The organism is Leisingera sp. SA215, assembly GCF_055902035.1.
On the sequence record NZ_JBVVXU010000002.1, the window covers coordinates 170,103 to 182,152 of the forward strand.

15 protein-coding genes are annotated in these 12,050 nt (G+C 62.9%); 5 read left to right on the forward strand and 10 right to left on the reverse strand.

The window, feature by feature from the left end; genetic code table 11:
- The first annotated feature begins 8 nt into the window (after window positions 1-8).
- The gene (locus AC0KW6_RS05285) at window positions 9-458 is read left to right on the forward strand and encodes an RrF2 family transcriptional regulator (protein WP_323777234.1); all 450 of its coding nucleotides are present in this window, start codon (window positions 9-11) and stop codon (window positions 456-458) included.
- A gap of 20 nt (window positions 459-478) precedes the next feature.
- On the opposite strand, the gene AC0KW6_RS05290 is transcribed toward AC0KW6_RS05285, so the two are convergent.
- Complete coding sequence (locus AC0KW6_RS05290) at window positions 479-3,004, reverse strand: ABC transporter permease (protein WP_323777236.1); 2,526 nt, start codon at window positions 3,002-3,004, stop codon at window positions 479-481.
- The gene (locus tag AC0KW6_RS05295) at window positions 3,001-3,705 is read right to left on the reverse strand and encodes an ABC transporter ATP-binding protein (protein WP_323777238.1); all 705 of its coding nucleotides are present in this window, start codon (window positions 3,703-3,705) and stop codon (window positions 3,001-3,003) included. The genes AC0KW6_RS05290 and AC0KW6_RS05295 overlap by 4 nt, the downstream gene beginning before the upstream one ends.
- 48 nt (window positions 3,706-3,753) lie before the next feature.
- On the opposite strand from AC0KW6_RS05295, the gene AC0KW6_RS05300 reads away from it, so the two are divergent.
- Window positions 3,754-4,395 (forward strand): arylesterase, encoded by a 642-nt coding sequence (locus tag AC0KW6_RS05300; RefSeq protein WP_474034321.1) that lies wholly within the window; start codon window positions 3,754-3,756, stop codon window positions 4,393-4,395.
- Between the two features lie 58 nt (window positions 4,396-4,453).
- Here the strand turns inward: AC0KW6_RS05300 and AC0KW6_RS05305 are convergent, their stop codons facing one another.
- Window positions 4,454-4,663, reverse strand: coding sequence for a cold-shock protein (locus AC0KW6_RS05305; RefSeq protein WP_024088679.1), 210 nt, complete (start codon window positions 4,661-4,663; stop codon window positions 4,454-4,456).
- Window positions 4,664-4,872: 209 nt separating this feature from the next.
- Window positions 4,873-5,445 carry a L,D-transpeptidase gene (locus tag AC0KW6_RS05310; RefSeq protein WP_323777782.1) on the reverse strand — a complete coding sequence of 191 codons (573 nt, stop codon included), beginning with the start codon at window positions 5,443-5,445 and terminating at the stop codon, window positions 4,873-4,875.
- Window positions 5,446-5,773: 328 nt separating this feature from the next.
- Here AC0KW6_RS05310 and trxC point away from each other — a divergent pair, with 328 nt between their 5' ends.
- A complete protein-coding gene (gene trxC, locus AC0KW6_RS05315) occupies window positions 5,774-6,199 on the forward strand; it encodes a thioredoxin TrxC (protein WP_323777780.1) in 426 nt (141 codons plus the stop codon).
- Here the strand turns inward: trxC and AC0KW6_RS05320 are convergent.
- The 3 genes from AC0KW6_RS05320 to ettA all read right to left on the reverse strand — a co-directional run bounded on the left by AC0KW6_RS05320 (window position 6,196) and on the right by ettA (window position 9,272).
- Complete coding sequence (locus tag AC0KW6_RS05320; protein ID WP_323777778.1) at window positions 6,196-6,381, reverse strand: hypothetical protein; 186 nt, start codon at window positions 6,379-6,381, stop codon at window positions 6,196-6,198. The two genes, trxC and AC0KW6_RS05320, sit on opposite strands and share 4 nt — an antisense overlap.
- Before the next feature lie 164 nt (window positions 6,382-6,545).
- Window positions 6,546-6,917, reverse strand: coding sequence for an eCIS core domain-containing protein (locus AC0KW6_RS05325; protein ID WP_323777777.1), 372 nt, complete (start codon window positions 6,915-6,917; stop codon window positions 6,546-6,548).
- 699 nt (window positions 6,918-7,616) lie between these two features.
- Window positions 7,617-9,272, reverse strand: a complete 1,656-nt coding sequence (gene ettA, locus AC0KW6_RS05330; protein WP_323777773.1) for an energy-dependent translational throttle protein EttA — start codon at window positions 9,270-9,272, stop codon at window positions 7,617-7,619.
- Window positions 9,273-9,566: 294 nt separating this feature from the next.
- Here ettA and AC0KW6_RS05335 point away from each other — a divergent pair, with 294 nt between their 5' ends.
- Window positions 9,567-10,034 carry an aminoacyl-tRNA deacylase gene (locus AC0KW6_RS05335; protein WP_323777771.1) on the forward strand — a complete coding sequence of 156 codons (468 nt, stop codon included), beginning with the start codon at window positions 9,567-9,569 and terminating at the stop codon, window positions 10,032-10,034.
- A gap of 56 nt (window positions 10,035-10,090) precedes the next feature.
- Here the strand turns inward: AC0KW6_RS05335 and AC0KW6_RS05340 are convergent, their stop codons facing one another.
- Window positions 10,091-10,354 carry a TFIIB-type zinc ribbon-containing protein gene (locus AC0KW6_RS05340; RefSeq protein ID WP_323777769.1) on the reverse strand — a complete coding sequence of 88 codons (264 nt, stop codon included), beginning with the start codon at window positions 10,352-10,354 and terminating at the stop codon, window positions 10,091-10,093.
- Between the two features lie 153 nt (window positions 10,355-10,507).
- On the opposite strand from AC0KW6_RS05340, the gene AC0KW6_RS05345 reads away from it, so the two are divergent.
- Window positions 10,508-11,122: a hypothetical protein gene (locus AC0KW6_RS05345; RefSeq protein ID WP_474034323.1), complete on the forward strand. Its 615-nt coding sequence runs from the start codon at window positions 10,508-10,510 to the stop codon at window positions 11,120-11,122.
- An 11-nt stretch (window positions 11,123-11,133) separates the two neighbouring features.
- On the opposite strand, the gene AC0KW6_RS05350 is transcribed toward AC0KW6_RS05345, so the two are convergent.
- Window positions 11,134-11,541, reverse strand: coding sequence for a universal stress protein (locus AC0KW6_RS05350; protein ID WP_323777765.1), 408 nt, complete (start codon window positions 11,539-11,541; stop codon window positions 11,134-11,136).
- A 106-nt stretch (window positions 11,542-11,647) separates the two neighbouring features.
- A complete protein-coding gene (locus AC0KW6_RS05355; RefSeq protein ID WP_323777763.1) occupies window positions 11,648-11,971 on the reverse strand; it encodes an antibiotic biosynthesis monooxygenase family protein in 324 nt (107 codons plus the stop codon).
- Between the last annotated feature and the right edge of the window lie 79 nt (window positions 11,972-12,050).

Below are 12,050 nucleotides of genomic sequence, written 5' to 3' on the forward strand. Positions count from 1 at the left end.
AGCGACCCATGCGCATTACCAAAAGGACCAACATTGCCGTGCGGCTGCTGATGTATTGTGCCGCGCATGAGGACCGCCTGGTCACCAAGTCCGAGATTGCCGAATGCTGCAACATCTCGGAAAACCACTTGGCGCAGGTGATCAACCAGCTGAGCCAGCTTGGCTATCTGACAACCCTGCGGGGCCGCAACGGCGGCATGAACCTCGGCAAGCCCGCAGTCGAGATCCGGATCGGCGATGTGTTCCGCGATGTCGAAGGCAGCCTGCCGATGGTGGAATGCTTTGCCGACGCGGACAACACCTGCCCGCTGACCGATGCCTGCCGTCTCAAGGTGGCACTGGCCGACGCGGCGCAGGCGTTTTACACCGCGCTGGATGCCATTACCCTGGAAGCGCTGCTGTGCGGCAACCACGACCTGATGCGCATCCTGCAGCCGGTGTCCTGCGGCGCTCGCTGAAGCCGCCGCCGCAGGTCCGGTTACTCTCTGGCGCGCAGGATGCGGGCAGGCTTTGCTGCCAGCGGGCGCATGGCAAAGACCAGCCCGGCCAGAAGGGTTGTCAGAATGCCGCCTGAAACCACCATCAGCGCATTGGGCCAGATCACTGCATAGCCGGTCTCAAACACATAGGCATTGATCGCCCAGGCCCCGGCAATGCCGGCCGCCAGCGCAACCAGCCCGGCTGCCGCTCCCAGCAGGGCGGAGCGCAGCGCAAAGCTCAGCAGGATCTGCCTGCGCGGCGCCCCCAGCGTTTTTAAAAGTGCGGCCTCGTAACGGCGGGCAGGCTCTCCGGCAGCCGCAGTCCCCAGCAGCACCAGGAAACCCGTCAGCAGTGTCGCCGCAGCGCCATATGCGGTGGCGGCCGCGAGCTGCCGCAGAATGTCAGAGACCCGGTCAATGGCGTCGCGCATCCGGATCGCAGTGATGTTGGGCATCTCGCGCGCCAGATCGCGCAGGATCGCGGCTTCGGCCTGTTCATCGGCATAGACGGTGGCAATGAAACTATGCGGCGCACCGGCCAGTGCGGCCTCGTTCAGAACCATCACAAATCCCATGCCCGCAGTGGAGAAATCCACGTTGCGGAAGCTGGTGATGGTGCCGGTGATGTCCCGGCCCAGGATGTTCAGGGTCAGCGTGTCGCCCAAGGACAGCCCCAGTTCTTCTGCCTCTTCCGCGGCAAAACTGATTTGGGGGTCGCCGGTATAGTTCGCTGGCCACCATGTGCCGGCAGTCACTTCGGTTGCCTCCGGCCGGGCCGCGGCATAGGTGATACCGCGGTCGCCGCGCACCACCCAGTGATCGCCCGCAACCTCGGCAGCGGACTGGCCATTGATGCGGGTCAGCACCCCGCGCAGCATTGGCGCATTCTCTACCCGGTTCACGGCCGGATCATTCCCGACCCGCTCCAGGAAGCCGGGCATCTGGCTGCGCTGGATGTCGACAAAGAAATAGCTCGGTGCCACATCCGGCAGGTTGCCGGCAATCGCCCGGCGCATGTTGCCATCGATCTGGCCGATGGCGGCCAGAACCGTCAGCCCCAACCCGAGCGCCAGCACCGCCGGCACTGCGCCATCCCGCGCGCTGCCGATGGAGGACAGCGCCCAGCGAAGAGCAGGGCGCCCGCGCGAGGCAGCGGTGCTGCGGCGGGCCAGGAACCCGATCCCCAGCGCGGAAACCAGCAGTACCATCAGCGCCCCCATCAGACCGCCTGCGGTCCACAGCGTCAGCTGTGCCGAGCCGCTGAACCAGGCCGCCAGCCCCACCAGCGCCGCCAGCGCCAGCGCAGTGGCCAGCAAGTAGCGCGGTGCCGGCAGCCGGGTGCGGCTGGTAAAGGCATCGCGGAACAAGGAGGCCGCGCGGATGCGCTCGGCCCGGGCCAGCGGCCACAGGGCAAAGATGAAAGCGGTCAGCACGCCATAGAGTGCCGCCTCTGCCAGTGCCGACGGGTAGATCGAAAACACTGCTGGAAACGGCAGCTGCGCCGCAATCAGCGGCCCCAGCAGCATCGGCCCCAGCCCGCCCAGAACCAGCCCGATGCCGACCCCGATCAGCGTCAGCGCGCCGATCTGCAGGAAGTAGGTCAGGAAGATTGTCTGCCGCTCGGCCCCCAGCGTGCGCAGGGTGGCGATGGTGGCGGTCTTGGTTGCCAGATAGGCGCGCACGGCGGCGGAAACGCCAACCCCGCCCACCGCCAGCCCGGACAGGCCCACCAGCACCAGAAACCCGCCGAGACGTTCCACGAATGAGGCGATCCCTGGCGCCCCGTTCCGGGCATCGCGCCAGCGCATGCCGGTGGTTTCAAACAGACCCTCGGCCTCGGCCTGCAGTGTGTTCAGATCGCTGCCCGCCGGCAGCTCCATCCGGTATTTGGTGTCAAACAGCGTGCCGGGCGCCAACAGGCCTGACGCCGCCAGATCCCCGGTTCTCACCATAGTGCGCGGCCCCAGTTCAAAACCCGAGGCCGCGGCATCCGGTTCCAAGGCAATCACCGCCATCAGGCGGAAATCCTGGGTGCCCAATCGGAAGCTATCGCCCGGCTGCAGCCCCAGCCGGTCGGCCAGCACCCGGTCCATCACCCCGCCGGGCAAGCCCTCCGCTCCGGCCAAGGCGGTCTCCAGCGGCATCTTCGGCGCGAGGTCCATCGCTCCCTTCAACGGGTACAGCCCGTCCACCGCCTTCACCTGGGTCAGCCCGCGTTCCTCACCCACCGTGGCCATTGAGCGGAACTCGGCAATCTCGGAATAGCGCAGCGCGTTCCGGTCCAGCCAGGCACGTTCATTTTCATTGGCAAAGCGGTAGGTGAAATTCAGCTCGGCATCGCCGCCCAGGATCGTTGCCCCTTCACGCGACAGGCCGGTTTCGATCGAGGCCCGGATCGAGCCGATGGCGGCAATCACCCCGACGCCCAAAGCCAGACAAGCCAGAAAAATGCGAAACCCCTTCAGGCCGCCGCGCAGTTCACGCAAGGCAAACCGCCAGGCGAGACGAAGTCTGCCGGCATTCATTCGGCAGCCTCGCGCGCGGCCTCTTCATCGATCCGCCCGTCACGCAGCCGGATCACCCGGTCGCAGCGGGCGGCCAGTTCCGGCGCATGGGTGACCATCACCAGCGTCGCGCCAGAGCGGTCGCGAAGGCCGAACAGCAGGTCCATCACCGCGGCGCCATTGGCCTCGTCCAGATTGCCCGTCGGCTCATCCGCCAACAGGATCGCGGGCCGCGGCGCCAGCGCGCGGGCCAGCGCCACCCGCTGCTGCTCGCCGCCCGACATCTGCGCCGGGAAGTGGCCGGCGCGATGGCCAAGACCAACCGCCTGCAGCTCCGCCTGGGCGCGCTCAAACGCGTCCTTGGCGCCCGCCAGCTCCAGCGGTGTGGCGACATTCTCCAGCGCGGTCATTGTGGGGATCAGGTGAAAGCTCTGGAACACCACTCCCATGTTGTTGCGGCGGAACCGCGCCAGCGCGTCCTCGTCCATCACGGTAAGATCCTGGCCAAGCGCTGTGATTGTGCCGCCGGTGGCCTGCTCCAGCCCGCCCATCAGCATCAGCAGCGATGACTTGCCCGACCCGGACGGCCCCACCAGCCCCAATGTCTCCCCTTGCCGCACATCCAGCGAGATGCCGTGCAGAATCTCTACCGGGCCGGTATTGCTATTCAGGGTCAAAGACGCATCTAACAGATGCAGAGCGGGATTGTTATTGTCGGTCATCTGGCCTGCCTGTTGGGTCCATCTAACGGATATGGAGTGTTTGCGGCGATGCACAAGATACTGGCGCTGTTGAGCTTGCTGCTTTTTTCAAGCTCCGCCTGGGCTGAAACGCTGCGGATCACTGTATTGGGTGACAGTCTGGTGCAGGGCTACGGGCTGCCGCAGGACCAGGGCCTGGTGCCGCAGCTGGAGCGCTGGCTGAACGGGAATGGCGCCGAAGTGCGGCTGCAGAACGCCGGTGTGTCCGGCGACACCACCGCCGGCGGGGCGGAGCGCGCCGAGTGGACGCTGTCAGACAACCCTGACGGTTTGATCGTGCTTTTGGGCGGCAATGACCTGTTGCGCGGCTTGGCGCCGGAACAGGCGCGGGCGAATCTGGCCCTCATCCTGCAGGAAGCCGGAACCTTGGGAATTGAAACCCTGCTGATTGGCATGAAGGCGCCGGGCAATTACGGGCCAGAGTACAAAACCGCCTTTGATGCAATCTACCCCGGTTTGGCTGCCGAATTCGGGGCAGTGCTGCACCCGGATGCCTTTGCAGGCGTTGCAGCCAAGGCCGGAGGGGATCCGGCTGCGGCGCAAGTCTATATGCAGGACGACGGCATCCATCCCAATCCCGCCGGCGTTGCACTGAACGTCGCGGCGCTGGGGCCAGCGGCCTTGCAGCTGGTCAAAACAATACGTCAGTGAAAACAGCCCCGTCGGGCAGGGCTGTTTGAACGCTGTCAAGCGTGATCAGAAGATCGGATCAGGAGGCCAGTGCGATATCAACCGCGGACTCGCGGCCGTCCCGGCCGGCTTGCAGTTCGTAAGTCACTTTCTGATTGTCGGCCAGGCCGGTGAGGCCGGATCGCTCAACTGCGGAAATGTGGACAAAAATGTCCTTGCCGCCATCATCGGGTGCAATAAAGCCGTAGCCTTTGGTGGTGTTGAACCATTTGACGGTGCCAGTCGCCATCGTCGTATTCTCCTAAGTCGTCTCAATTCTCTGCCCGCTTTATGCGGCAGAACGGCAACGGTCTGCCGAGGGTCATGACCGCGCCGGTAAGGCAACAATGATGATACTCGCGTTACGCTGCGATGACAGATTTGAGTAGGAATCACCCGTGGTGCAAGAAAAATACGGAGTGACGCGCGGTTTTCGGGCTGATTCCGGCGGGACCGTGCCTAAAGAACTGTCACAACCGTACCGAGCGGAACCCGCTGATACAGGTCCATGACATGCTCATTCATCATCCGGATGCAGCCGTTGGATACCGAGTGGCCGATGGTCTGCGGCTGGTTGGTGCCGTGGATGCGGAAATAGGTATCGATGCCGTTCTGGAACAGATACAGCGCCCGCGCGCCGAGCGGATTTTCCGGACCTCCCGGCTGGATGTAGTCGTTGTCGACGAATTTGGCATAGGCCCGCGGATCACGTTCGATCATCTCGTCGGTCGGGCGCCAGGTGGGCCAGACCTTCTTGCGTTCGATCACCGCTTTGCCGGTGAACTCCAGACCGGCCTTGCCGACACCCACGCCATAGCGCATCGCCTGACGCTTGCCGGTGACAAAATAAAGGTAGTAGGAGCGCGGCAGCACCAGAATCTGCCCCGGGGCAAAATCCTTGCGGATCCGGACCTCCTGCGGGGCGGGATCAAAAGGGGCTGGTTCTTTCTTGCGGGCCAGCGCGGGCAGCGGAAGCAGGCTTGCCGCGGCCGCTGCGGTGCCAGAGCTCAGAATTTTCCGGCGTGAAATCATGGGTAAATCTCCGGATGTCTGTTGTGTCTCCTTGCCATCTTCCAGCGCGGAATACGCTGGGTCAACGGGATTCCGCAGACGGGCCGGCAAGTGTTGCAAGCGTGGCAGCAGCCGGGGTGCAATCGGCAATCCAGCCAAAGTATCGCAATTTCCCGGCCAGCAGCCCCGGCCAAGGGTTCGGCGCATTGCGCCTTGCATGCCCTTGCAGGTGAAGCAGCGGCCTGACGCCCCCCAATGCGGATTACAGGTTTGTGAAGCTCTGGCTGCGTCCCTTGCGGCTTGGCCGCCGTCGTCTATATCTGGGCAAGATTGAAGCAAAGGAGCCATCATGGGCGCCAAGACCCTGACCTGCCTGGCCTGTGCGCAGCTGAACCGGGTGCCTGAGGACAAGCTGGGCAAAGGCCCCAATTGCGGCAGCTGCGGCGCGGCACTGATGCCGGGCAAGCCGGTGGACGTGAATCCGGCCGTATTGCAGAAAGCGGCGCAAAATGACGATCTGCCGCTGGTGGTTGATTTCTGGGCGCCCTGGTGCGGGCCCTGCCGGACGATGGCACCGGAATTCGCCAAAGCCGCCAAGGCGCTTGGCGGCAAGGCGCGGCTGGTCAAGCTGAACACCCAGGATCATCAGTCCGCCGGCGCGCGCTACCGTATCCGCGGCATCCCGACCCTGGTTGTTTTTGAGCGCGGCAAGGAGAAAAAGCGCCAGGCCGGCGCGATGCGGCAAGGCCAGATCGTCAGCTGGCTGCGCGGTTAGGCGCGGTTGCCGCAGGCTTGCCCGAGGGCCGGCTGCGACTGCATCCAGCAACGCAGGGAAAGCCCCGCAATCATCAGAACGGTCGCGCCCAGACCTGCTGCCGGATACAGCATCAGGCTCTTCCACAGCGGCAGCGCGGCCGCGAAAAACCCATACGCCGTGGCGCACATCCCGGTGATCATACCTGCGAACAGTCCAGCCCAAACCATGGCAACTCCTCCTCCGGGAGCAATCTAGCCTGACCGCCCCCGTGTCTCTCAAGCCTATCTTGCGGACAATTTTGCTGAAAAAAGGTTCAAAAAGTGTCAATAGGCTGAGCGGCGCTGCGCGAAGGGAGGGGGCAGGATTACTTTGAGGTCAGCGCCACGCCGTCCTTGGCCTTTGGCATCTTGCCCTTGCCCTGTTGCAGCACATGAGTCAGCTCATGCGCCAGCAGGCCGGTATCCTTGGCGAATGCGGGCTTCATCACATAGATATTGTTGCCGACGGTAAAGGCCTTGGCTTTCAGCTCCTTGCAGACGTCCTTGGCATTGCCGCCGACATGCACCCGCACTTTGCCCAGATTGCCGCCGAAATGCGCCTCCAGCCCTTTACGCAGATCGCCGGGCAGTTTTTTCTCGGTGGTGCCTTCTGGTTCGGTCTTGAGCTTCTTGCGCTTGGCCTTCTTGCCCTTTGTTGCCTCGACCTGTGCCTTCACCTCTTCCGGTTTCAAAGCCATGCGGGGATCCTTTCCAATGCACAAACCAACAGTGGGCGCCAGGGCGCCCGCCGTGATGGTAGCGCAGAGTTGGGGAAAGGGCAAAATGGAGAGGGTCTATCCCTTTGGGAGGTGGCGCGCAGCGGCCCGGCCCGCGCCTGACCTTCCGTCACGCCAAAGGCGTGCTTTCCGCATGACGAAGGCGCATTCGCACCTCCCCAAGGTCAGGCGCGGGCTTTGTGTTGCTTATCAGCTGGCAAAATAGGAAGGGCGGCCAATGGCCGCCCAACTTCAAAGGAACAATCCGATGATAGTCAGCAAGAGTGCAATGGTTCCGATTACGTCACCATATGACACTCGCCCTTCCAACTTGAATGAAAACCGCATTAGCCAAAAGCCTCTAGCGATGCTCATCCGGATGAGCGTTAAAGTTCGCTCAGTAGATTATACTGCCCTTTATAGCAGTTTGGCCTGCTCCTATGATCACTTGGAGCAACCTGTCGGCGGTTGTCCACCAGCATCCCGCTAGTGGGCCACCTTAGCAAAGCCGGGCTAGGGCTTCACATAGCACCGCTAAGCGCTGACCTGCAAAAGGGTTGCCGCCAAGGCGGGCCTTGTGCAGGCTTCGAACAATATGGGAACATCAGCCTGTTCTTGCAAGTGGCAATTCCTGCTAATCTAAAGAGCTGCCCCCAATGCAGGGCCGCTCTTCACCAGCGCTTACCGCACAAACTTCTTGTGCTTCAACCGCTTGGGCTCCAGCGCGTCCGGTCCCAGACGGCGCTTCTTGTCCTCTTCGTAATCCTCGAAGTTGCCCTCGAACCACTCCACATGGGCGTCGCCCTCGAACGCCAGGATGTGGGTGCAGATCCGGTCGAGGAAGAAACGGTCGTGCGAGATCACCACCGCGCAGCCGGCAAAATCGACCAGCGCGTCTTCCAGCGCCCGAAGGGTTTCCACGTCCAGGTCGTTGGTCGGTTCGTCAAGCAGCAGCACGTTGCCGCCTTCTTTCAGCAGCCGCGCCATGTGGACCCGGTTGCGCTCACCGCCCGACAGCAGAGACAGTTTCTTTTGCTGGTCGCCGCCCTTGAAGTTGAACGAGGAGCAATAGGCGCGGGAATTGACCTGCGCATCGCCCAGTTCGATGATCTCGGCGCCGCCGGAGATCGCTTCCCACACGGTGTCGCCATCGTTCAGGTCATCGCGCGACTGATCCACATAGGACAGTTTCACGGTATCGCCATAGGTGACAGTGCCGGCGTCGGGCTGCTCCTGGCCGGTCAGCATGCGGAACAGGGTGGATTTACCGGCGCCGTTGGGGCCGATCACACCGACAATGCCGCCGGGCGGCAGATCAAACGACAGGCCCTCGACCAGCTGCTTGTCGCCGTAATGCTTGGAGATGCCCTCGACGTCGATCACCTTGGATCCCAGACGCGGGCCGTTGGGGATGACGATCTGGGCGCGGGTCAGCTTTTCACGCTCGGACTGGCTGGCCAGATCGTTATAGGCGTTGATCCGGGCCTTGGACTTGGCCTGGCGCGCCTTGGCGCCCTGGCGCATCCATTCCAGCTCGCGCTCCAGCGTTTTCTGCTTGGATTTGTCTTCGCGGGCTTCCTGCTGCAGGCGCTTGGCCTTCTGCTCCAGCCAGGCGGAATAGTTGCCCTCGTAGGGAATGCCGCGGCCGCGGTCCAGCTCCAGGATCCAGCTGGTGATGTCATCCAGGAAATAGCGGTCGTGGGTGACGCAGAGGATGGTGCCCTTGTAGTCGATCAGGTGCTGCTGCAGCCAGGCGATGGTCTCGGCATCGAGGTGGTTGGTCGGCTCGTCAAGCAGCAGCATTTCCGGCGCTTCCAGCAGCAGCTTGCACAGCGCCACGCGGCGGCGCTCACCGCCCGACAGGTTGGCGATCTCGGCATCGTCCGGCGGGCAGCGCAGCGCCTCCATCGAGACGTCGATCTGGCTGTCCAGATCCCACAGGTTCTCGGCGTCGATCTTGTCCTGCAGCTCGGCCATCTCCTCGGCGGTCTCGTCCGAGTAGTTCATCGCCAGCTCGTTGTAGCGGTCCAGAATGTCCTTCTTGGCCTTGACGCCCAGCATCACGTTTTCCCGCACGGTGAGGCTCTCGTCCAGCTTCGGCTCCTGCGGCAGGTAGCCGACCTTGGCACCCTCGGCGGCCCAGGCCTCGCCGGTGAAATCGGTATCGAGGCCGGCCATGATTTTCATCAGGGTGGATTTACCGGCGCCGTTGACGCCGACCACACCGATTTTCACACCGGGCAAGAAGGACAGGTGGATGTTTTCAAAACATTTCTTGCCACCGGGGTAGGTCTTGGAGACACCCTGCATGTGGTAGACGTACTGATAGGCGGCCATGTGACTGCTCCATGATGGGGGAATTCTAGCTGGCTGGTGTGATAACGGATGGGCGGCGGCGGGGCAATGAGGGATGCGGAGGGCAGGAACCGGCGTCCGAACCGTGCCTCTTGCCCGACTCACCCGTCCTGCCCCACACTGACGGGTACCGGAAACTTCGGGGCGCCCCGGCTTGCCGCTTGCTGCGCCCAGACCTGACAACGCCGCCCTTTCAGTGATCGCAAACACATCAGCGGCGTCCCAGACCTGCGCTGCAGCGGCCGGGGGCCCCTCCTAACACAGGAGGACCCTTTGATGATTGCCTCACGCCTGAAACATCATCTGGAGGCACAAGGCCTGCCATTCGGCACGGTCCGCCATCCCTATACTGCCACGTCCGCCGAATGCGCCGAAAGCGCCCATGTGCCGGGCGACCATCTGGCAAAATCAGTGCTCATCCACATGGAGGAAGGCCCGGTGCTTGCCGTGCTGCCCTCCAATCAGACCGTTGATCTGCACGCGCTGCAATCGATGATGGACCGCCGTCTCGGCCTGGCGCCGGAATATGAGCTGAACCAGGTCTTTGACGATTGCGATCCCGGTGCTGCCCCCTGCGTGGGCCAGGCCTATCATGTGCCGACGGTAATCGACGACAGCCTGAGCGGCCTGGACAAGGTCTGGTTCGAGGCCGGCGACCACAAGACATTGGTGGAAATGAAGGGCAATGATTTCGACACTTTGATGAAGGATGCCAAACACGGATCCTTCTGCATCATGCATTAGCCCCCCGTGCCAATGGCCTGCCGCCACCGCGTCACCGGGGCGGCGGCAGATGCGGGTCAGAAATCGAACAGATCTTCGAGAAAGTTCTTTTTCTTCTTATAGGGCTTTTTGCCATAGCGCGGATCGTAATCGCCGCCCCGGTCGTCATACCGCTGCGGCTGCTGCTGGGCTGCAGCCCGGACCGGCTGGGCAGAGCGTTCGATGATCTTGTCCAGCTCGCCCCGGTCCAGCCACACGCCGCGGCATTTCGGGCAATAATCAATCTCAACACCGGCGCGGTCGCTCATGACCAGCTGGGTTCCGTCAGTCGGGCACTGCATTTGCGTCTCCTTGCACAACTCATACGGCTCAGGTGGGCAGCGCCGCTGGCTTGCGCAAGGCACCGGCGCCGCAAATTCGGGTAATTTGCAGAATTCCGCCCATTCCCAAGGACCTGACCCATGGTAAGCTGCCTGCAAACCATGGAGGCGCACATGAGCAGCAAAACCATCCAGGCCGGTTTCCTGGCCCTGATCCTCGCCAGCACCCCCGCCTTTGGCGGCGAAGGCGGCGGCGGTGGCGGCAACCGGGACAGCGGTGCAAGCAGCGGCGGCGGCCAGCGCAGCGGGCTGAGCTCGCGGGCGACAAAGACCGTTGTCACCACCCTGACCCGCGGTTTTGACCGCTGCGGCACCTTGCCCAAGGTTTACAGGTTCGACTGCTTCCGGCACACTTACAAGCTGGCGGTGCAGCAGTTGGACGGCAATCATTCCTATGCCGAGGCAACCCAGGCGCTGGAACTGGTGCAGGACACCCTGACCCGGGGCGTTCAGAATAACCTGGACCCGGCCCAGAAACCCAAGCGCAAGGGGCTGAACCTCTACCGCGCGGTGAAACCCGCCGCGGTGCCGCAGATTCAACGGCAGACCGAACGGGCGATGAAACAGGCTGAAACCATCCTGCTGCGCTCTCCCGCGGACAAGCAGGTGCATTATGCCCGTATCGCCGAAGCGGTGAATTCCAACAAGGTGCTGCTGCGTTCAGCCATGCTGCCGGGGGCGGCGATCCGGCTGGCCTGGACGCTGCTCAAGGCGGCGGTCCCGGCCTGACCGGGGCGGTGTCAGCGCACCACATGCACCGCGCAAGCGGCGTGGCGCACCACATGGCCTGAGGTAGACCCCCAAAGCAGGTCCTGCATCGAAGGGCGGTGCGAGGCGAGGACGATCAGATCCGGCTGGTTCTGTTCGGCCCAGTCCAGAATGGTGCGCCCTGAATGCCCTTCGATCAGCATGCCTTGGGCATTGGGCAGCGTCTTTGCCAGCCCGTCCAGCTCGGCCTGCAGCGCGCTGCGGGTGCCTTCCATGAAATCTGCCGGGATATAAGAAATCGCATATGCCGGAACCTGTTCGATCACATGCAGCAAGGTTACCTGGGCTCCGGGTGCGGACAGCAGCCGCGCCACTTTCAGCGGCCCGGTCACATCCCGCTCCGGATCAAATGAAATCGGCACCAGGATATTATGGTACATAGCAAACCTCCATCGGTTGATGTTCCTGTCAAGAATAGCCCTGATGGTGGCAGCCTGCCATGACCGGGGTCAAGGCAGGTGCCGTTCCGGGTGGAATTGGAAGGCGCTAGGTGCCGAACACCTCCGCCACGTCATACATCACCGGCTCGAAACTGCGGCACAGTTCATTGATCTTGCGGTTGCGCTCACGCATTTCAGGGCTGCGCAGCATTGCCATGAAATCCTCGCGGCGGCGCCATTGCGAGTAATTGGCGATACGGGTCTGCGCATCGTTCACATGCAGCCCGGCCGCAACAAAGCCGGGTTGTTTCGAGATGAACTCCGCATAGGCGTCCTGCAACGCCTCCAGCAGGTCCTGGCAGGTCCCGGGCGACATCTCAAATGTGGTGATAACGGTTTGGATATCAGCGGTTTTTGCTATTTTCGGCATTGGCCCCTCCGTTGACTTTCCCCAGCCTACGCCCGTTCGCGCATAAAGCGCACGACCTTTTTTCGGGCAGCAATCAGTA

Bases quoted from the DNA above. Each gene is read 5' to 3' on its own strand.
- AC0KW6_RS05285 (WP_323777234.1), top strand. From the start codon at position 9: ATGCGCATTACCAAAAGGACCAACATTGCCGTGCGGCTGCTGATGTAT.
- AC0KW6_RS05290 (WP_323777236.1), bottom strand. From the start codon at position 3,004: ATGAATGCCGGCAGACTTCGTCTCGCCTGGCGGTTTGCCTTGCGTGAA.
- AC0KW6_RS05295 (WP_323777238.1), bottom strand. From the start codon at position 3,705: ATGACCGACAATAACAATCCCGCTCTGCATCTGTTAGATGCGTCTTTG.
- AC0KW6_RS05300 (WP_474034321.1), top strand. From the start codon at position 3,754: ATGCACAAGATACTGGCGCTGTTGAGCTTGCTGCTTTTTTCAAGCTCC.
- AC0KW6_RS05305 (WP_024088679.1), bottom strand. From the start codon at position 4,663: ATGGCGACTGGCACCGTCAAATGGTTCAACACCACCAAAGGCTACGGC.
- AC0KW6_RS05310 (WP_323777782.1), bottom strand. From the start codon at position 5,445: ATGATTTCACGCCGGAAAATTCTGAGCTCTGGCACCGCAGCGGCCGCG.
- trxC (WP_323777780.1), top strand. From the start codon at position 5,774: ATGGGCGCCAAGACCCTGACCTGCCTGGCCTGTGCGCAGCTGAACCGG.
- AC0KW6_RS05320 (WP_323777778.1), bottom strand. From the start codon at position 6,381: ATGATCACCGGGATGTGCGCCACGGCGTATGGGTTTTTCGCGGCCGCG.
- AC0KW6_RS05325 (WP_323777777.1), bottom strand. From the start codon at position 6,917: ATGGCTTTGAAACCGGAAGAGGTGAAGGCACAGGTCGAGGCAACAAAG.
- ettA (WP_323777773.1), bottom strand. From the start codon at position 9,272: ATGGCCGCCTATCAGTACGTCTACCACATGCAGGGTGTCTCCAAGACC.
- AC0KW6_RS05335 (WP_323777771.1), top strand. From the start codon at position 9,567: ATGATTGCCTCACGCCTGAAACATCATCTGGAGGCACAAGGCCTGCCA.
- AC0KW6_RS05340 (WP_323777769.1), bottom strand. From the start codon at position 10,354: ATGCAGTGCCCGACTGACGGAACCCAGCTGGTCATGAGCGACCGCGCC.
- AC0KW6_RS05345 (WP_474034323.1), top strand. From the start codon at position 10,508: ATGAGCAGCAAAACCATCCAGGCCGGTTTCCTGGCCCTGATCCTCGCC.
- AC0KW6_RS05350 (WP_323777765.1), bottom strand. From the start codon at position 11,541: ATGTACCATAATATCCTGGTGCCGATTTCATTTGATCCGGAGCGGGAT.
- AC0KW6_RS05355 (WP_323777763.1), bottom strand. From the start codon at position 11,971: ATGCCGAAAATAGCAAAAACCGCTGATATCCAAACCGTTATCACCACA.